The sequence below is a fragment of the Enterococcus sp. AZ071 genome (genome assembly GCF_050499065.1).
Lineage (GTDB): Bacteria > Bacillota > Bacilli > Lactobacillales > Enterococcaceae > Enterococcus_A > Enterococcus_A ferrettii.
Genome location: NZ_JBIPAS010000001.1, coordinates 2,064,951 through 2,085,216 on the forward strand (window position 1 = coordinate 2,064,951; position 20,266 = coordinate 2,085,216).

Annotated in this window: 22 protein-coding genes; all 22 read right to left on the reverse strand. The window is 33.4% G+C overall.

Annotated elements, in window-relative coordinates; translation table 11 throughout:
* Positions 1 to 15: 15 nt before the first annotated feature.
* Complete coding sequence (locus IGI49_RS10180) at positions 16 to 585, reverse strand: VanZ family protein (protein ID WP_429964385.1); 570 nt, start codon at positions 583 to 585, stop codon at positions 16 to 18.
* A 106-nt stretch (positions 586 to 691) separates the two neighbouring features.
* Positions 692 to 1,861, reverse strand: coding sequence for a nucleotide sugar dehydrogenase (locus IGI49_RS10185; protein WP_429964386.1), 1,170 nt, complete (start codon positions 1,859 to 1,861; stop codon positions 692 to 694).
* A 311-nt stretch (positions 1,862 to 2,172) separates the two neighbouring features.
* Complete coding sequence (locus tag IGI49_RS10190; protein WP_429964387.1) at positions 2,173 to 3,186, reverse strand: nitroreductase family protein; 1,014 nt, start codon at positions 3,184 to 3,186, stop codon at positions 2,173 to 2,175.
* Between the two features lie 133 nt (positions 3,187 to 3,319).
* A complete protein-coding gene (locus IGI49_RS10195; protein WP_429964388.1) occupies positions 3,320 to 4,048 on the reverse strand; it encodes an acyltransferase in 729 nt (242 codons plus the stop codon).
* A gap of 4 nt (positions 4,049 to 4,052) precedes the next feature.
* The gene (locus IGI49_RS10200) at positions 4,053 to 5,549 is read right to left on the reverse strand and encodes a polysaccharide biosynthesis C-terminal domain-containing protein (RefSeq protein ID WP_429964389.1); all 1,497 of its coding nucleotides are present in this window, start codon (positions 5,547 to 5,549) and stop codon (positions 4,053 to 4,055) included.
* Positions 5,550 to 5,572: 23 nt separating this feature from the next.
* On the reverse strand, positions 5,573 to 6,910 hold the full coding sequence (locus IGI49_RS10205; protein WP_429964390.1) for an O-antigen ligase family protein: 1,338 nt from the start codon (positions 6,908 to 6,910) through the stop codon (positions 5,573 to 5,575).
* Positions 6,907 to 7,986 (reverse strand): polysaccharide pyruvyl transferase family protein, encoded by a 1,080-nt coding sequence (locus IGI49_RS10210; RefSeq protein ID WP_429964391.1) that lies wholly within the window; start codon positions 7,984 to 7,986, stop codon positions 6,907 to 6,909. The genes IGI49_RS10205 and IGI49_RS10210 overlap by 4 nt, the downstream gene beginning before the upstream one ends.
* The gene (locus IGI49_RS10215) at positions 7,983 to 9,179 is read right to left on the reverse strand and encodes a glycosyltransferase (protein ID WP_429964392.1); all 1,197 of its coding nucleotides are present in this window, start codon (positions 9,177 to 9,179) and stop codon (positions 7,983 to 7,985) included. Before IGI49_RS10215 ends, IGI49_RS10210 begins: the two co-directional genes overlap by 4 nt.
* 4 nt (positions 9,180 to 9,183) lie before the next feature.
* Positions 9,184 to 10,266 carry a glycosyltransferase WbsX family protein gene (locus tag IGI49_RS10220; protein WP_429964393.1) on the reverse strand — a complete coding sequence of 361 codons (1,083 nt, stop codon included), beginning with the start codon at positions 10,264 to 10,266 and terminating at the stop codon, positions 9,184 to 9,186.
* A gap of 74 nt (positions 10,267 to 10,340) precedes the next feature.
* A complete protein-coding gene (locus tag IGI49_RS10225) occupies positions 10,341 to 11,423 on the reverse strand; it encodes a glycosyltransferase (protein ID WP_429964394.1) in 1,083 nt (360 codons plus the stop codon).
* A 20-nt stretch (positions 11,424 to 11,443) separates the two neighbouring features.
* A complete protein-coding gene (locus IGI49_RS10230; protein ID WP_429964395.1) occupies positions 11,444 to 12,355 on the reverse strand; it encodes a glycosyltransferase in 912 nt (303 codons plus the stop codon).
* A 36-nt stretch (positions 12,356 to 12,391) separates the two neighbouring features.
* Complete coding sequence (locus IGI49_RS10235) at positions 12,392 to 13,339, reverse strand: NAD-dependent epimerase/dehydratase family protein (RefSeq protein ID WP_429964396.1); 948 nt, start codon at positions 13,337 to 13,339, stop codon at positions 12,392 to 12,394.
* A gap of 200 nt (positions 13,340 to 13,539) precedes the next feature.
* Positions 13,540 to 14,049 carry a serine O-acetyltransferase gene (locus IGI49_RS10240; RefSeq protein ID WP_429964397.1) on the reverse strand — a complete coding sequence of 170 codons (510 nt, stop codon included), beginning with the start codon at positions 14,047 to 14,049 and terminating at the stop codon, positions 13,540 to 13,542.
* A 1-nt stretch (position 14,050) separates the two neighbouring features.
* The gene (gene pssE / locus IGI49_RS10245) at positions 14,051 to 14,536 is read right to left on the reverse strand and encodes a PssE/Cps14G family polysaccharide biosynthesis glycosyltransferase (protein ID WP_429964398.1); all 486 of its coding nucleotides are present in this window, start codon (positions 14,534 to 14,536) and stop codon (positions 14,051 to 14,053) included.
* An 11-nt stretch (positions 14,537 to 14,547) separates the two neighbouring features.
* Complete coding sequence (gene pssD / locus IGI49_RS10250) at positions 14,548 to 15,003, reverse strand: PssD/Cps14F family polysaccharide biosynthesis glycosyltransferase (RefSeq protein WP_429964399.1); 456 nt, start codon at positions 15,001 to 15,003, stop codon at positions 14,548 to 14,550.
* A 92-nt stretch (positions 15,004 to 15,095) separates the two neighbouring features.
* Positions 15,096 to 15,788, reverse strand: coding sequence for a sugar transferase (locus IGI49_RS10255; RefSeq protein ID WP_429964400.1), 693 nt, complete (start codon positions 15,786 to 15,788; stop codon positions 15,096 to 15,098).
* 13 nt (positions 15,789 to 15,801) lie between these two features.
* A complete protein-coding gene (locus IGI49_RS10260) occupies positions 15,802 to 16,542 on the reverse strand; it encodes a tyrosine-protein phosphatase (RefSeq protein ID WP_429964401.1) in 741 nt (246 codons plus the stop codon).
* An 11-nt stretch (positions 16,543 to 16,553) separates the two neighbouring features.
* Positions 16,554 to 17,240: a CpsD/CapB family tyrosine-protein kinase gene (locus IGI49_RS10265; RefSeq protein ID WP_429964402.1), complete on the reverse strand. Its 687-nt coding sequence runs from the start codon at positions 17,238 to 17,240 to the stop codon at positions 16,554 to 16,556.
* Positions 17,241 to 17,249: 9 nt separating this feature from the next.
* The gene (locus tag IGI49_RS10270; RefSeq protein WP_429964403.1) at positions 17,250 to 18,041 is read right to left on the reverse strand and encodes a YveK family protein; all 792 of its coding nucleotides are present in this window, start codon (positions 18,039 to 18,041) and stop codon (positions 17,250 to 17,252) included.
* A gap of 1 nt (position 18,042) precedes the next feature.
* Positions 18,043 to 18,891 carry a hypothetical protein gene (locus IGI49_RS10275; protein WP_429964404.1) on the reverse strand — a complete coding sequence of 283 codons (849 nt, stop codon included), beginning with the start codon at positions 18,889 to 18,891 and terminating at the stop codon, positions 18,043 to 18,045.
* 9 nt (positions 18,892 to 18,900) lie between these two features.
* Positions 18,901 to 19,512: a class D sortase gene (locus IGI49_RS10280; RefSeq protein ID WP_429964405.1), complete on the reverse strand. Its 612-nt coding sequence runs from the start codon at positions 19,510 to 19,512 to the stop codon at positions 18,901 to 18,903.
* 76 nt (positions 19,513 to 19,588) lie between these two features.
* Positions 19,589 to 20,197 (reverse strand): hypothetical protein, encoded by a 609-nt coding sequence (locus IGI49_RS10285; protein ID WP_429964406.1) that lies wholly within the window; start codon positions 20,195 to 20,197, stop codon positions 19,589 to 19,591.
* Between the last annotated feature and the right edge of the window lie 69 nt (positions 20,198 to 20,266).

The following is a 20,266-nucleotide window of genomic DNA, read 5'->3' on the forward strand; positions in this document are numbered from 1 at the left end:
TAAGCCACGACGGACTTAACCTTTTTTAAACTGCCTCTTTAACCGACAACATAACCCATACCCAATCATACAGCCAGCAAAATTGGTCAGAACATCCCAAACATCGAACGTCCCCAAATAGAAAACATATTGCAGCGTCTCAATACCAAGAATCGTAACCAAAGACAAAACAATTGCCTCAACCAATCGTGCCCGCATCCCATACAAAATCCCCAACGGAATAAAGTATCCAATATTCAACACAAACTCAATCACAGCCGCATCCGACTGCAACGGCACCTGCCGAATATCCAGATTCAATGCATGATAATGCTCCGCCTTCGTAAACAACACAATAAACATCAACAACGCATACACACTATAAAACAAATACAAATAAACCGTCCACAGTTGCCGCCGCTCCCACTGAATATAGAACAACCACAAGCTCAAAAACAAAAACGCCCACAACGCCTCATCCGTATAAACAAAACGATGCATCATCCCCGCCAAGCGCGGATAATGCATCAATGTCGGCATAACTAAATAGTATATAACGCCATAACTAGCGATTAATGATAGAATTCCTGCGATGATTTTTTTCATGGTGGAGGTGAAACCTTTCTGGTTTTGGTTATTATAGCAGAAAAGTATTGCTCGTGGTATAGAGACTACTACAAGCAATACTTTCTTATTGATAATCTAAAAGATATTAATCTCTTCCGAAGATATCACGCGTGTAAACTTTATCTTCTACATCTTGTAATTCTTCTTCATAGCGATTCGAGACAATTACATCAGAAATCTCTTTGAATTTGTCTAAATCATCAATTACTCGAGAATTATAGAAAGTTTCATCTTCTAAAGTAGGCTCGTAAACCACAACCTCAATTCCTTTAGCTTTGATACGTTTCATCACTCCTTGAATAGAAGAGTACCTAAAGTTATCAGAGTTGGATTTCATAGTGAGACGATACACACCAACAATCTTAGGTTTTCTCTCTAAGATTTGATTAGCAATAAAATCTTTTCGAGTTGTGTTCGCATCAACAATTGCCCCAATGATATTACTTGGAACTTCATCATAATTTGCTCTTAGCTGTTTGGTGTCTTTAGGTAGGCAATAACCACCATAACCAAAAGATGGATTATTATAATGAGTACCTATCCGTGGATCAAGACCTACACCTTCAATAATTTGTTTAGTATTAAGTCCGCGTGATTCAGCATATGTATCAAGCTCGTTGAAATAAGCAACACGTAAAGCCAAATACGTATTAGAGAATAGCTTAATTGCCTCAGCTTCTGTTGAATGAGTCAACAACACTGGAATATCCTTATCTTCAGCATTGCGGCTAAACATATCTGCAATCTGTTGACCACGCTCAGAACACTCCCCAACAATAATACGAGATGGATGTAAATTGTCATATAACGCACGACCCTCACGTAAAAATTCAGGTGAAAAAATAATATTATCGGTTTGATATTTTTCTTTTAGCTCTTCAGTATATCCTACTGGAACAGTTGACTTAATAATAAACGTTGCATCTGGGCGAATGACTAAAGCTTTTTCGATAACGTCTTCAACAGTTGATGTATTAAAATAGTTTTTCTTTTCGTCATAATCAGTTGGTGTTGCGATTATTAAGTAGTCTCCGAAGAGAACTGTTTCTTCAAAACTTGTTGTGAAAGTCACAGTCAAATTTTTACGTATCAAAAAATCATGGATCTCTTTATCATCTAAAGGTGATTTTTTTTGTTGAAGCAACTCAGTCTTTTGTTTCAAAATATCATAAGCTACAACAGAATCCTTTTGCGAAAGTAATAGGGCATTAGCTATTCCCACATATCCTAGACCAAATATAGATACTTTTTTCATTATAAAACTTCCTTTACCGTATTCTTTGAAACTATTAAGACCTAGAAAAATCATCTTAGGTTTTAATAACCAATTATTAATTTTTCGCAAATCGATTTTCGCTATTTGTATATTATTTTCACTCTGAGAGATTTTGTTTACTGCTTCATTAATACCAATATCTTTCTTATCGGATAAAACTGAGAGGCATTTTATGTTACCTTCACTTAACTCTAAAAGAGCATCTAAACAAGATCAAAGTCTGTATTTGGCTTTTTGTCACATTTATACTATTTTTAATATATTACTCTAATGGCTACTCAAATTGCATTTTATATATACTTTGTAATTTCATCTACATCAAAACGAAAAGATTTGGGAACACTATTCTTAGTTTTAAAATTACCTGTTGAAATATACATAACTAAATTTTCAGAATCCGGGATACTAAGAAGCTTTTTTGTCTCTTTTGTCTTTTTTTCATCAAACATAGTGTTTAGAGCACAAGCAGCCAATCCTACAAATTCAAGTCCATAAAGAAGGGACATAGAAAAAATTCCTCCATCAGTATATCCTTGTTTTCTTTCATAAACACTAACAAAATAACTGTTATCGACAGTTACTAAAATCAGTGCCGGAGGTAATTCATAGCCGTTAAATCCTCCTTGTAATTTCAATGCGTCTTCTATAATTTCTTTATTGGTAATTACATATATTCTAGAACTTTGTCTATTACAAACAGAGGGAGATTTTGTTGCTATTTTTATCGCATGATTTATTTTTCTTATGTCAACTTCTTCATTGGCATAATCTCTTATGCTAACTCTATTATTTGCCAAAAGTTCAAAATTTAAGTTTTGATTTCTCATTTTAGCACTATTATCTACAAATTTCACTCCACCAATGTTGTCTTCACTATTTAAAGCCACTTTAACTAATTCCGTATGTTTATCAAGAAAGGCACTGATATCAAAATTATTTTTTTTATGAATTCCAATATATTCTTTCACTACACTTAATCCATTTAGATAGGCTGAGTTATTTAGACTATAGTCTTTCTTTAAGTATAACTCCAACATTTCGGCTAAAGAATTTATTACCTCCTTACCAAAACCAAGTCTTGTATCTTCTCTTGACAAACCTTTTTCAATTGCATGACTATAAAGAATAATTCTACCCTTAAGTTGCTCTTCTGTTTTAGTATCGTACTTTGCATAATTATCAAGGAATTGCCTTCGATCTTCCTTAAATAAATATAATTCCATTCTATAGTTCTTGTATTTAGAAATTTTTCTTGCAATCCTCTTAGGAATCATTTTTTTTAAAATAGTAGTATTACTAGACATTTACACTTCTCCTCAAATGTGTTTTCACACTTTATTTTATTGGTTTGAAATAACTAGCGTATTTCTTTTAACTTTATGAAAGTCAAAAAATTATTGGTATGTTGCTTTGACCAAACAAACAATCAGAATTCTATTATACTGACTCCCATTTACAAGAATCGAAATCATACTTCTTTAAAACTCTAGCAGGATTCCCGCCAACTACTGAATAGTCTGGGACATCTTTTGTGACTACAGCATTAGCAGCTACAACGGAGCATTCTCCGACTGTTACTCCAGAAAGAATATGACAACCAAAAGAAAGCCAAGCTCCTCTTTTTATTGTTACTGGACCTTTACTATAAACTCCTTGATTGGATATTGGAGTACCAACCTCTTGATATTCATGTGAATGATCAGTAATATGGACAAAAGCAGCAAACAGAACATCATCTTCGATTAAAATTTGATTCATGGAAGCAATTCTATTCGAGTTACCTATATGTACATTGTTTCCAATTTTTATTAATGATGGATATCTTTGCTTATGGTGATTTACTAAAGGTGCAAGTACAACATTATCAGCAATATCACAGTTATTTCCAAAGCTAATTTTATCAGGATACATTATATTGGTATTTTTCCCCACACGAAACCTTTTTCCACATTCTTTCAGTCTCTTTTTTATCCAAAAACCACGAATTCTATCTATTAATTGGCTAACATGCAGGTTATTACGAAAAAAAATTATTGGTGTTGATGAATAAAGCGTTAACACAGCAAACTTCGTAAGAAGAGCATTTGAATCTAATCTAATACCAATTATGATTGCAATTATATATATTATATAAATTATTACAATTATCAATGTCTTCTTTTTCATTAACTTAAACTTCCTTTCTAAAAATTACCGACACAAGCTTCAAGATAGATGCACGATCTAAAATTAAATTTGCAACTAAATAGACTAGTGATGTTAGCATTAAAGTAACACCCGCGTGTAAGAAAAATGGTATTAATCCTTCTGTAGATAATGGATTAACTATTGACCATAATGAAATCACACAATAAATTACTAAATTTACAAATATTTTGATTGTACTTTTATTCACACTCCGCTTCATAATCTTAACATTACCCAAATATATTAAGTATACTAATTTTATTATTAATGCTAAAACTGTTGCAATCAGAATGCCATATATACCGAATATCAACGATAGCACTATCGATAAAATAAGGTTTATCAGTGCTTCTATAGCAGACACTTTCCACACATTCTCTGCGTATCCGGCTATTCCACTCAAATTACCTACAATATATCTGGACCATGAAAAGATTTGAATTAGACCAAATAACAGAGGAAAATACGGATAGATATAGTCTATATCATAAATTCCAGAAGTATAAATTTGAACAAAGGGGAGCATCATTACTGAACAACAGCTCATCAGAATTCCAATTGCCATAACAAATAATGATTCGAAAGCATCATGAACTATCCTATATTTATCAATACTTACATGAAAAGATTGTCCTAGTATATAAATTAAACCAGTATATACTACATTTAGCACTAAGGATAAATTCGAATATACCATATTGTAGATTCCATAAACACTAGTCATTGCCGTACCAATAACAATACCTATGACTATAACATCCGTAGAAGAAAAAACTGTCCAAGCAATTTCTGTCAAAACAAAAGCATTTCTATCTGGTAGCTTTTCATTCGCTACTTTACCTTTTTCTAATTTAATCCAACTATAATTTTTAGTAATATATTTTTTATAGACAAAAAGTTGTACCAATGACACGCAGAAAAATGCGAATTGCATTAGAGCTATGTTTATACCTAAACAAGCAAATACTATTTTTATTGAATATGTTAGGACCATATTTAACAATGTGATATTGGACTGTACGTATTGTTTTCCTTCAGCCATCAATAATTGAATCCAGCTTTCAACATAAAGAAATTTTACAACACCTGACATCCCCTGAAAAAGAACTACCAAAAAAATCATCCAAAAATCAATATTAGTTTTTAAAACAAAAGGTAATAAGAAAGATAAGATGATAACTCCAATAGCATAGTAAACCGTAACCCTCCAAAAGTAAGCATTGGATATTGACATAACTTTGGATATTTGCTTTTTATTGCTTTTGGCAATAGGATCATAAAGCATATTTCTTGTAGCTTGGCCAATACCCGCTTCTAACAAAGCCATGTAACTAAAAATCTGAGTGATAGTTGTAATTAGTCCATTAACATCAGAGCCATAATTTACGAGCATTATGCGAGGGATCACGAATCCTAACACTAATATTACCATCTGTGTCAAAAATCCTGTCTTTGCATTTTTTAGCGCAGTATTTCTCATAAATATTTTCTCCCTTTTTAAAATCAGTTCAATTTATACTGGACATATTTCAGTTTAAACTCTTGTTTAACTGTCTCGATTGCACAAAATGGTAGTGCAATTAATATCCAAAGTAGTGGAAAGGTTGCTCCATCAAGGGTCAAGGAAATACCTAGAAAAACTGTCAACATACCCATCAAATTGGTAAATAATGTTCTATTCAAAAATTTTTTAGCTTTTAATAAAGAATTCCCAATCAATAGCCCAAAAGCTATTAAACCAGGAACTCCATACGCTATAGCTATTTCTAAAGGCATATTCATTACTGTTAGGTTTTCTATGAATCGACCACCATATTGACTATAAAAAAGTGGTTGCGCATAATTATAAAATTGGTACAATCCTACACCTCTCCAAAAATTATCCGTAAATAGATTTATACCGTAGCGAATCGTTATGTTTCTTGTAAAATTACTTGATAGAAGTCTTGAATTTTCAGTACTAAAAAAAATAGATAGAAGCATGACCAGTAAAGTGGCGACTACACAAACAGCTACAAAATTCATAAATATCCTTTGCCCATATTTTAATCTATCAAAATAGTAACAACGAACAATTAAGTATATCGTAAACAGCAATCCTAAAATTCCTATTCTTGACATTGTTAAAAAACAAAGGAATAAATAGGCTACAAAGTATACACTATACTTTTTTTCTCTGTGGATTTTAAATAGATAGAAACATAATAAAGCAATAGGTATTAATGTAAGACAAATATAGTTAGGGTCAGATACTGTACTTCCTACACGTAAGACTCCATATCTGTATCTTTCTTCACCTGTCCAAGCAGAATAAAAGAAGGTTTTTTGCAATAAAAGTTCAACCATTCCAAATAGAAATACTTGATTTGCAGATACAATAATTGCACTAAAAATAGTTTTCATATCTCCAGTTATTGCAACTGTACTAACAATTGTCAATACAAGTATAGATAAATAAAAGAAAATGGTAAGTCCGCTACCTGTTCGTAAACAACAAATAAGTAACAAAGTTATTGCAAATAAAAAAAAGGGATTATTTATACACCACTTCACTATATACCCAGCGACGTTAGGTTTTCTTAGTAGAACAGCAATTAGAGTAATACTAATTAAAAGCTGGAGATGTGATATTCCTTGGAAGGCGACAGTTCCTCCTAAAGCTGAATTTATTGCTAAATAAACCATCGGTATCAACATGTACAGCGTTTTTCCTAGAACAAAAACAAAAAACAAGTAACAAAGCAAGAAAAAAAAGCCAATAATCGGCGAAAAAATATACACAATTGTAACTAAAAAAAGAAAAAAGTTTGCAAAAATATCCGTTCCTAACCCTAGTCTCATAAAAATTCTCCTTGATTTAATCCAACATTTAACAGTCTATTTGAGGCATATTTCCTCATATCAGTAATTTTTTTACCTATATTTTCATTTCCTTGAACAATAATCTCATTTTCATTAATACAATTTTCTAATCCAACATTTAATAAGAGGTTTTTAGCTCGCATACTCCTCGTTTCACTTGAAATATTTATTATATTTTTTGAAAATATTAGTCCAAATGCTGTAGCATGGAAGGAGTCTGTTATTACATAAGCTGCATTTCGCATCAGATAAAGAAATTCTTCAGGACCTATATTGTCCATCCTTATTCCATCAGATATCTTCGAAATACGCTCACAAGTGGAATGAACAATTACAATTTTAGCCTTCTCTTGTTGACTCAATTCTATTGCTTTTCTATCCAAATCCGCATTGTATTCAAGAGCATAATAAAATATAAAATGTTTTGGGATATCTACAGGATTTTCTAGTAGCTCCCAATCATCTTTATCCAGTAAAAATACTGGATCCGATATAAGTTCTGCATTAATATCAACATTGTTTACAATATCAACACCACTTTTTTCTCTGATTGATATCCAATCAAATTGTTTCAAATTCTCTTTTGATTTTTCGAAATTTTCAGGTGATAGTTTGTTAACGCCGAAACTTGCTGCATATGCAATCTTTCGTCTGTCAGAAGTAACAAAATCTAAATAATAAGGAGCCGAGTCTGTCAAGATTTTGGGATTCCATATTTGATCGCTTCCAACAATAAATACATCAAAAATATTATTCAAATTGCTTAACTTATCCCTATCAATCTTATCCGTACACAAATCGTTTTTTTCTAAAAAATTATCAAATTTTTTGAATTGCTTTTTACAATGAAAGTATTTTTTGAGTTTACTAAATATCTCCTTTTTTCTACTAACACAAAATGGATTAAGTGTATATAAATGCTCTAACTCTTTTGGCATATAATCAATTATCATAGCATCATAACCGTTTTTCCTAAGAAAAGTACACAATCCGTAAGCTTGCAGTGCAGCACCATAGTTGTATGCAAAATGAAAAGTCATAATTCCTATTTTCATGTGTTTACTCCTTTGTAAGTATTTTGGCTTTTCATTAATATTTCTTTTACTGATTCAGAACATTTACCTTCTGTAAACCTTAATGCTGTTAAAAAGCCTTGTTGCCTAATTTCGTTTACTAAACTAGGAGAACAATACAACTTATGTACTATTTCTGCGAGTTGAATATAATTGCCATTTTCATACAGTAGTCCAGTACTCTCATTTTCAATCAGTTCTTTAGTTCCCCCTACATTGGCTCCAATCATGCACATCTCACTTAACATTCCTTCAATTGTCACTCTTCCGAATGCTTCAGATGAGGATGCTATTATACCAAATTTCATTTTCCTTCTTAGTCCATTTATATCCTCTACCATTCCCATAAATTGGACTTCAGATTCCAAATTATTATCTGAAACGAATTTTTCTAACAAATTTTTATATTGATTATTGACGAAGCTCCCTGCTAAAAACAACTTAACGGGCACACTTTTAGATTTTAGAATCTTTACAGCTTTTAATGCTTGTATTTGTCCTTTACCTTCACAAATTAATCCAGCCATTAATATATTCATAGTTTCGCCTTCTACATATTTTTTTCCTGCAGGCTGAATATAGTTTCCAGAAACATCGTCATAGATAATTGAAATGTTAGGAACAACTATGTGCTGTTCAAATTTTTTATTTAATGCTTTTGAAATTAAAATTACTTCATCAGTATACTTGTTAAGTAAGTAATAGTAGATTTTTCTACCAAAAAGGATTCCGTAATGATGATCTTCTTCACCAAATTCACGTAAATGCCACAAATGGGTAACGTTAGGAATATATTTTTTTATTAATAGTCCTGTAATTATGAAACCTGTATTACTGTAGACACTATCGATGTTGTAAGCCTCTAATTTTCTTGATAACTTTCTTCCATTTATCAAAGTTATTACTAGTCTTTTTAGTCTTTTAGGGAGTCTAAATAAATATTTTAACACTCCTTCGTCCGTAAGATAATTTATTTGATAGTAGCGTGAATAAATTATACTGATACATTGTTTTCTTAAATAGCTAACAGCCGTTCCCGTTTTATCTGGGACAATCGCAATACATTCAAACCTATTGTCTTGAATGAAAGAATCTAGTAAATCTAATAAGGAGCGAGTACCACCACTAAAATAGTCTGTATCATGGAAGACAAAAACAGCTTTATTTTTATACATAATTTCATTCCTTGCTCAAAGCTTTTACTGCTTTCAAATATTGATCTCCGTTGTCCTCATCCTCTTCAAGATAGGTCCCTTCCCCCCATTCATTCCAAGCATTAATAAATATATATTCACTATTTATCTCTTTAGCCTTATCTAGCTGCATTTTTATATATTTTTTAAATTTTAGAGGCGAGGCTCCATCTATTACTAAACCTTTTTCTCCTTTTCTAGGCGTGTTATCCCAGTCTACGAAAGCTCCAAGATATAAAGTTTTTCCAAATTTCAAATTAGAATATCTTTTGACAATATTTCTCCATACTATGTCATAGTTATAAACAAGTAATCTATTGTTATATATCTTGTTGTGGATCATTGTTCGCAATTTATCTTGAACACGCCTTAACTTTGAGCGTCCGTATTTTAATGTGTACATTGGCTCAAATTCCAATAATGCCTCTGAATTTTTGCATATGGGTTCTGTTTGAAAAGAATTCAACTCTTCAACAATTGAAATTCCATCAAACCCCTGTTCTTTACACCTTTTGTTCCAGTATAGGATCATTTCATTGCAATTAGGTATATTATTCGTACGATATATTACAAATAGCGGCTTCCCATCTTTTTTTATATAGTGTTTATCCTCAAAAAAAGGGAGCAAATATTGAAAGTGCTCCTCCCAAGCTTTTTCTTCACCATACTTTTGGGGCATAAGTACATCGCTTGTATTACCGTCCCATGCTCTCGTCCAAGGCTCGTTCGCCCAGCAAAAGCAGTAATCAATTTTTGTTTTCATTTGTAACATCAATTCTAATGGTCTTTCAAGTAGAAGTTTTCCGTCAAACCAATAATGGTAATAACAAAATCCATCTATTTCATTCGCCTTTGCAATATTCATTTGCTTTGTAATTACCTTTGGATCTAAAAGGTCATAATAATCTTCAGATTTAGGAATACGAGGTTGTCTGTGTTTCCTAAATAATGGTATTGCTTTCTTGACATTCTTCCATTCTGTAAAACCCTCTCCCCACCATTCATCATTTTCTGGAAATCTATGATATTGTGGTAAGTAAAAAGCCAATATTTTAACACTTCTCTTCATTTCATTACCTCATATTCGTAAGATTCTATTACTAATTTTCTGAAGTATAGTTCTTATCATAGTAAAATTTATTTTTATAAATCTGAATAAAAATCTAAATAAGACTGCTTAAAGACCTTCATACTAAACTTTTCATGATATTGTTTATATGAGTTAATATTCAGATCATTCAACAATTTCCTGTCTTTGTATAAGCATTCAATTTTTTCAGCAATTGAAATAGGATTTTTTGTCTCCGCTAATAATCCACTAACATTATTCTCAACTACTTCCCTATTTCCTGGTATATCAGTTGCAATAACGGCCTTTTTTACTGAGAAAGCTTCCATTGGGGTCAATGGCAATCCTTCATAAATTGATGTTAGAACCAACAAATCACATTGAGAAATAGTATTCTTTATATCATTTCTAAAACCCAAGAAAAAAAAGTGTTTTTTTAAGGATTTTTGTTCTACTAGTCTTTTCATTTCTTCCATTAAAGGACCATCTCCAACCATAAAAAAGGAAATATCATAACCTCTTTTTACTAAAATACAAGCTGCTTCAATGAAGTAATTTATCCCTTTTTGAGGATGTAGTCTGGCAGAATTCATTACAATAAACTTATTTTTTTTGCGTTCTCTAGAAATTTCTTCAATCTCAACATATTCTTCTTGGTATTCTTCTACAGAATTATTAATTGTTGTGATATTAAACTCTGATATCCCGAAATATTCAGCAACATTTTTTGCAGCTTGTTCACCATCAGCAATTATTTCAACATTACGTAATATCGCGTGTGTCAATTTAGGCTTATCCGAGTATATTGTGTGATTATTATATACAATTCTAGTATGAGGACTCGCCAATTTAGCAAACAAAACTCCCATCCGATGATGGCAATGAATAACATTGATATCATTTTTTTTTATTGTCTTTTTCAATATCTGAATAATACTCAATATCTCTTTTATATTTTTGGTACTTAAGTCAGGAATTGTGACATGTTCAATTCCCAATTTGTTTATTCTATCAACATATACTCCTCCACTTGAAACAGTTATAATTTCAGAAAAATGTTTTTTTGTTATATTACAAAGTTGGTAAATAATTTTTTGCACACCTCCAATTTCAAAATTATTAGTTATGTGCATTATACGAATATCAGATAGTTTCATGACTGAACTCCTAGACTTTTTTAAATAATACCTAATAATACCCTTATCCTAAATGATCGCAAGCCTCTTTTATTTGTTGTTATTACCAATGGATGTCGAATAATCCAAATTTTTTGAATAAGCTTTTTTTTTCTATTTCCTAATGAAAGAAGTAAGTTTGCCACCTCATCTTCTAACATTTGTTTCTCATTTCGAACAAATTCTTTTGAATAATTTGAAATTGAATTTTTCGTCTGTTTCCCAAACCAGTTTTGCAATGTTATTTTTATTTGTTTTACAATCCCTTTACCACTTTTTGCAACCACATTATTTTTATGTAAACGATATTTAAACATAGGCCTCTCCTCAAAAATAACTTCTCCCTCTGCTAATGTATATGTAAGAAAGACAATGTCATGCATTGGTATCTCCGAGATAGACTTTTTCTTGACTGCCTTCATAGTAGCTTTGTTAAATATCATTGAACATCCTTGGATCGAACCGCAAACAATCTGAGAAATTACTGTTAACTCAGGTCTTTTTACATGCATTTTTTCCTTAATCACATTACCATCAGAATCGATCAGACTACAATTTGAACACCACAACTGCGGAAAATTATTATTTCCTAATGCTTTAACAGCAGTATCTATCTTATCTGGCTCCCAAATGTCATCTTGATCTACAAAAGCATAATAATCGGCATCATTGACCAAATTAATTAATTTCCAAAAACTTTTGGCCGCTCCCAATTGATCATTATCTTCAATAAACTTGATATCAAGGTTTTTACTCCATCTATTTAAGATTTTTAGTGTGCTATCTTCACTACCATCATCTCTAACTAATAAATTAATTTTACAATCAGTTTTTTGCATGTATATACTTTGTAATTGTTGGTCAAGATATTTGCTACCATTGTATGTCGACAGTATTATTAAAATTTTTTTCAAAATTCCCCTCCAACACTACTTTTTGCTTCTCTAAAATCATTGAATTACATTTCTTTTATTCATAAATTCTGCGGTTTTTCTTATACCATTCTCAAGCGACAATGGTGTGAATTTCCCAAAGTCTTTTTCATACCTGGAAATATCTAAGTAGTTGACAGGAACATCAGCTTCTCTGCTCTCTAGATAAGTAATATCCAAATCAATATTAAGAGTTTCACTAATAATACTTAATAGTTTATTCAAATCTATACCAACTCCACTTCCTAAATTGTAGGTGCTGTACTTAGAATGACCATTTGCGATTCTCAAAATCCCTTCAATAGCATCATCAATGTAAATAAAATCACGTACTACAGTCCCATCTCCAAAGACACGTATCTCTTCTTTTTTTATAGCTTTATATATAAAAGTAGTTACTGCTCCTAAAACTCCGTTAGGCCGCTGAAAAGGACCATAAGGGTTGGCCAATCTAATTACTTTATATTCAATTCCATGTAAGTAATTATATAGATATAGCAATTTTTCAATAGTTATCTTTTGAATTCCATATGAACTTATTGGATAAGTTGAAGTTTCTTCATTTAGAGGACATTCTACTTCTTTCCCGTAAACTGTTCCACCTGAAGAAAGAAAAATAATTTTTTTAACACCGCATCGCACGCAAGCATCCAGCATTCGAGTGGTAACGATAATATTAGCCTGTAATTCTTCAGATATTCTTTGATTCGACGTACTAGGTGCAGTTGTACTAACCAAGTGATAAAGAACATCTTGTCCTTTTAATATCTCATCAAAATCAGTTTCATTATTAAAACCACACTCAAAGATACGATAATTACTATACTCTAACTTTTCCTTTGTGAGTTCTGAAAAATATTTTTTTGATTTATCCACTAATAATAAGTCATTCTTTTCATCATTAAGAAGCTTGATTGAAAGATTTGTTCCAATAAAACCTGCAGCACCTAATATGGTAATTTTCAATTTTTCACCACCAGAATATTTTATTCATAACTTTTTATTTCTTATATAAAATAGAATATGATATACTCTTTAATCACTAGTGTATATCATAGCAACTCATGCCTGAGTGAAATGAAATTGGGAATCAACATTCTCATCAATTCTATCCAAAATACAAAAAATAGTTTTTAACAAAAAAATTATATTTGGCTTTTCTTTATCTAATAAAATATTTCTTGTCTATTTTTTAAAATTGATTGTTTCTCGACATCAGAAAAAACCATTACCCCTGCTCCAATAATAGCTCCTTTACCTATTATCACTGGTCCGAACAATTGTGCACCAGAGTATATAGTGACTTCACTATAAATAACAGGAAAATTTTGCATCTTGTTTTCAATTTCTCTAACCTTGCTTCTTCCTCCAATAGTCATTCCTTGGTAAATAGTAACTTCATCCTTAATTAAAACCCCAGAGCCTATCACCAACCCAATTCCATGACAGATAAAGAATTTTTCACCAATTGTAGCACGCCAATCAATGTCAATGGAAAACAGTATGCGAGAATATACCCACACTATCTTTGAAAAAAATGAAAGATGAAATTTGGAAAGAAAACTAGCCAGTCTGTAACAAACCAGAGCATGGAAATTAGGATTTAGCAAAACAGCAACAACCGATTTCGATGGGGTTTTACTTTTCCAGTACTTCAAATCTCTAAATATGATCATATTATTGTCCCATGTCTTCTATAAATTCGGTTATAAATTTTATGTAATCTTCATTTTTACTTTCAAATGTGTCGAATTTCTTATTTGAAACTTTTTTTATGGAACTTCTCAATTCTGGAAAACTATTTACATACATAATTAAGTTCATTCGTTCAAAAATTTCAGCTATTTCCTTCTGATGATTGTCAATGTGTTCACCATGCTCAGCCAACCTTGGCACAGCTATAACTTTCTTTCCTAATTTCAAAGCATTTATTATTGCTCCAGTGCCAGCATGAGTTATTACTAAATTAGAAAGGTTCATATAGTGCTGAAACTCAGATCTTTTAAGATATGTTTGCGATGAATAGTTTCTTGATACATAATTACTACTACCAGTTTGGGCAAAAACTTCTTCATCAATTATTCCATCTTCAAGAAGTTTGTCCGTATATTCTAAAAGTCTATTGAATTGAAATTTTTGAGAACCTAATGTTACAAATATCATAGACAGCCCTCCTAATAGATGCTTCCTAAAAAGACAGCCCTCGGGTAGATTTCTTTCAACTCTTCCCATTGAACAATAAATAGGTCTGAGAATTTATAAATCATTTTTCCAGTGAGTGTCGGAGTAGTAACTTTAGCAAAAGATTCGATAAAAATAAGTTTGCAACGAAATAATTTTGCTATAATACAAGTTGGAACTACACATAATGCCCCAGTAGATATTACGACATCTGGCTTTTCCTTAATAAAAATTTTTAAAGACTGAAAAAACACAAAAATGAGATTCAATAAAATTATTTTTTCTTGGCGGTTCACCTGTTTTATATAATATACAGCATTTTCTTTTTCAGTGTACTTAGTTCTTTCTGTTACAAAATATATGTCAAACTTATTCTCTAGTTTTTTTAGCATTAATATTTGTTCAAAATGTCCCCCGGATGAAGCTATCAAGCAAATTTTTTTTTTCACACTCTGATATCTCCTATCATATATCCTTCATTTTATAATTTTGAATGATAATTTGTTGAAAGTTTTTTTATTTCACAGCATAATTTTTACTATCAATATGCTCCGTTTGGACGGAGCATTACTTGAATTGTTTTCCAAATAAGCCTAATATCATTTATCAAACTCTGCTCTCGGATATACTGGACATCTAATTCCACCATCTCCGCAAAATTCATATCGTTTCTTCCACTAATTTGCCATAAACCAGAACAACCAGGCTTAACCAATAAACGCTGCATGTCATACCGACTATACTCTCTAACTTCTCTCGGCAAAGGCGGACGAGGACCTATCAAACTCATATCTCCTTTAAGTACGTTAAGTAACTGTGGCAACTCATCAATACTATTTCGTCTAATTGCTTTTCCAATCTTTGTCACTCTTGGGTCATCCTTTATCTTGAACATTGCACCCTTAATTTCATTTTCAGCTAGTAAATCAGCCAACTTCTCTTCCGCATCAATGCACATTGAACGGAATTTGTACATGGTGAATTCTTTACCGTTCTTGCCTACCCGTGTCTGCTTAAAAAAGACTGGTCCTCTAGGCTCTTCCTTCTTCATCAAAATAGCCACAACAATGAAGACTGGGATTAGAAAAACTAGTCCTACTGCACTTAATGTAATATCTATTATTCGTTTCACGCATTGGAATCCAATACGGTTATTAATCTTATCTTTATCCAACCAAACCGTCTCTACTTTCCCAACAGGTGGAACGTCGTCTTTTACTACGTGCTTGTCCATCTTCCCCGCTCCTTCACATTAACTCCTGATAATTAAAAGGTGCTACTGGATCGCCATTGATAATATCACGGCACACTTGATCCATTTGTTCCCAACGTGTTTCCCCGAAATGTTTTACTATGTACTCCGAAGCTTCTTTTAAATAGAAGTCCCTTTGCTTCAGGCGGTGAGCATCTGATGCCACCATTTGTACTAGTCCGTTTTCGACTAATTGATGACTCAATTTCTGAACTGTTTTCCCAAATATACCAACAATACTTGGTGCAGTTAGTTGAGCTAAACAGCCCATATTTAGAAAGATTAATAACTGATTCGGCTCTTCTTGAAAGCCAAGGTTTCTTTCTGGATGGACAATAATCGGAACCTTATCCATCTGACGTAAATCATAAAGCACCGTTTCTGCATAATGTGGAATCTCTGCTGTCGGAAACTCGATTAATACGTATTGATCATATACATCTGCAAAAAGGATACGATCCTCTTTTATCTCTTGAACTAGTTGATCATGTATCCGTACTTCTTGTCCTTCAAATAATGTTAAAGGAATTCCTTTATCATCAAAGACTGCTTGCAATTCTTCAACCGCAGGAATCACTTCATCCTTGGGATTTTGATAATGTCTGTTATGGTGCGGAGTACAAAGGATGTGGGTGATACCTTGCTTCACGGCTTTCTTCGCCATTTTTATACTATCGTCAATTGTTTGGGCGCCATCATCGACTCCTGGTAAAATATGACAATGTAAATCCAACATCCTTGTTCCTCCTAGCCGTAATAATAATAACCAGCGGCATCGCCTTTTTTCTTACCGTTGTATACAACCCCTAAGATATTGGCTTTCGCTAGCGTTAATAATTCTTTTGCCTTAATGACATCTTGCTTCTTTGTTTTTCGCTCACGGATAACCAATAGTGTTCCATCGGTATGTGCTGCTAAAATTTGTGCATCTGTAACAGTTGCCACTGGTGGCATATCAAAAATAATCACATCAAATTCTTCTCGCATCACACTCATAATATCCAGCATTCTTTGTGAACCCAATAATTCTGATGGATTCGGTGGTTTGGGTCCACTAGTCATTACATATAAATTATCCACTGAGCTTGCCTGGTAATACCGATCAATAGATGCTTCACGGTTTGTCAGTAAATTGCTTAATCCGGTTGCATTTGGTAAACGGAAGCTAATAGCTACACTTGGTTTTCTTAAATCAGCATCGACTAATAAGACCTTACTTCCGGCATTGGCGAAAACAATAGCAAGATTCGCTGAAGTTGTCGATTTTCCTTCTGAAGGACCAGATGAAGTAATGACCAAGGTTTTAATGTCTTTGTCAGCAGATGAAAAACTGATGTTTGTTCGAATGGTCCGATATTGCTCGGTAGTAGTTGAGAAGTTATCGGTTGCGGCCACTAAGGCAACTGGTAATATTTCATTCTTTTTCTTTGCCATAACTTCCTCCTACACACGTTTCCTGGATTGGCGGCTGCCAGCAGCCGTGGCTGCTTTAGTCGGCGTTTTGTGAGTCGTTTTTGGACTTTGTGCATTCCGACTATAACTTAATTCTTTTTTGTTCATTTCAGTTACTTGTCCTAGAATAGGTAAATCTAAAGTTTCTATCACAAAACGTTCGTCCTTAACTGTCTTATCTACTAGTTCTAACAAGAAAGCAATACCTACACCCAACATAATTCCTAAAGCTGCACCAATTGCTAAGTTCAGCTTATTGTTCGGCGAAACGGGCTTTGTAGGTGTTTGAGCGTTTGAAGTAATGGTCACCTTATTAACAGCTAATACTTCTTGTGCTTTTTCTTGAAAAATTTGTGATACTTTGTTTGCGATAACGGCTGCTTCTTGTGGATGCTCAGCAGTCGCAATCACCTGAAACATTTGAGAATTTTGTGATTGTTCAACTTCCACCATCGCTCTCAAGTTTTCACTCGTCAAATTGTAATTGTTTTCTGCCTGCAATTGATCACGAGCAGTATCGATAACTAAATCCCCGGTAATCATATCTTTATATGTATTAATCAGCAGAACATTACCATTGATATCATTTTGTAGATTAGTATTTGGATTTTCAGCTGCACTCGACTGGACAATCATTTGTGTTGAGGCACTGTATTTAGGGGTAATGATGAAAAAGGTAACAGCACCCGCGATTAAGATACTTGCTAGTGTAGTAACAAGTATCATGCCGATGCGTTTCTTTAAGATGTCAAAGATTTCCCCTAAGCTAATTGTTTCTTCCATTTTATTCTCCCTTTACCCGACTAACATTTTTGCGACGTAAAACTTCACTAATCAGCACTAAGATCACTGCTAAGACTAAACTAATAATTCCTGCCTTAACAAAGGTTAAATCAAAAGCCTTTAAGTAATTAGTGATGAAGTGATACATTCCTTCAGATGTGATCCCTAAACGGTCAATCACTCCGCTGAAATAAATGTATAATGGTAAAGCTGTTAACATTAGACCCGCACCACCAATAACAGCTCCGGCAAAACGGAGACGACGATGCAGCCATTTAGTGGTAATCATTAAGCCAATAAAGACAAGTAAAAAGGCCACCCCAACAATGATCATTAACAGCGTCAATGTTTGATTGTAGGCCATCACTTTTTGTCCATATTCTAATAGGTAAGGAATTGCGATGTAGGATTCGAATGCTCCAGCAGCGGTATCGTTCAACTGATCAATATTCGCTTGAGTTGCTTCGTCAATATCGATTCCTTTTTCCGCTGCATAACGATCAACGGCTGTTTGAATGTTCTTACTAAGTTTATCTTTACCAACTATATTAAAAGGAACACCTGTGTAGATACCGCGAATGTAGTTATCAACATTTTCTTCGACAACTTCTCTTGGCACCACTTCAGCTAACTCTTCCGGTGGAATATTACTTCCTCGCCCAAAGTCTTGAATGCGTTGGGTAACGTCTTTTTGTACTCTTGTTACATAATCTGCTTGATGAATCTGATCAACCATGAATTCTTGATTGAACAAGGTGGACTTAACACAGGTCAGGGCCAGCAACGAGAATAGTAACAGAGAACTGATGAAGGCTAACAGCCAACGGGCAAATTTTTTCGATGTGCTCATGCTTCTCTCCTATTCATTCTCATTAATCATTGGTCCTGATGTGTAATCAGCAGTGACAAATAACCGCTCATCAGTCATCCCTAAGCTATCAATTGGATAGCAGGTATATAAAAGTGCAATCCGTTTATCTCGTTGATAGATCAAATCGTTGATTGCTTTATCGTCTTTATTTGCGACTTCTTTATTGGAAACAGTAAATATATAATTGCCATAGGTTGTCTGAATTTGGATCTCATCACCGATATTGATCATCGCTAATTTCCCAAAACCATCAACATTGTGTCCGCCAATTAAGCTTGTTCCCTGTTCACCAGGGTAAACTGAGCCCATAAATTGTCCAGCACCTAAACGTAACATTTCATCAGTATCTCCAAAATACAACGGAACATCCAATCCGATTGGTGAAACAAGAATCTTTCCATACTGTTGTCCGCCAACTGGATAAGTTAGTTCGCTAGATGGAAGCTCGTTGTTTTCATTAACCTTCTCTTGAACTTCTTCTTCCTTTATAGCAGTGAAATCCTCCGCTGCTTGCGCATCAAATGTCGGTGCATCTGTTAGTAAGAATAATTCTATCGTTGATGTCACGAATTGAATGACAGGTTTTCCGATTACGTACATGAGAGAGTATCCGATTACTAAAAAAACAACTGGGGCAACAATTGCCGCCCCAAGTCTCTTTAGCCAAGAAGTTTTCTTAGGCAACACGCTTTTTAGCTACGACAAACGCACCTGCTGCGAGTACCAATAAACTTCCGAATGATGCAAAACTAACCGCGTAATTAGCACCAGTTTGTTTTACTGCGCCACCAGATGCAAAAACAGTATTTTTGCCTGGAGTTGCAGTTTTAACTGTTGCTGAACCGTTATTTCCAGTTTTTTCAGAAATAGTAACAGTTCCTGGCCCATAAGTTACAGATAGACCCAACACGTTTGCTGCTGAAGTAACAATGTTCTTCAACTCATTGATCACGTTACTTGGGAATGCTTTGATCAATTCAGGTAATGAATTGATGTTTGAAACATCCACTTTTTGAGCAGCTGCAATCGCGCGTGCTTGTTGGATGTATCCAACAACCGCATCAACCTGTGCAGTAGAGACATCGTGTTGTTTCAAGTAGTTTTCTGCTTGTGCACGATCTGAACTTGCAAAAGCAAAATTCTTGCCACTTACAGTAACGCCTTTGTCCATCTCTGTTAAAATACGTTGCTCGTCTGCTGTGATCGCGCCATCCGCGTGTGCAGAAGGAGCAGCTAATAAGAACACTGCCATTACTGCTAAAACAACACTAACAAGTTTTTTCATTCGACAGACCTCCTTTTTTAGTTTTATTTGGAAAAGAGTTAGACTCTGAATCCCGTGATTTAATGAGCA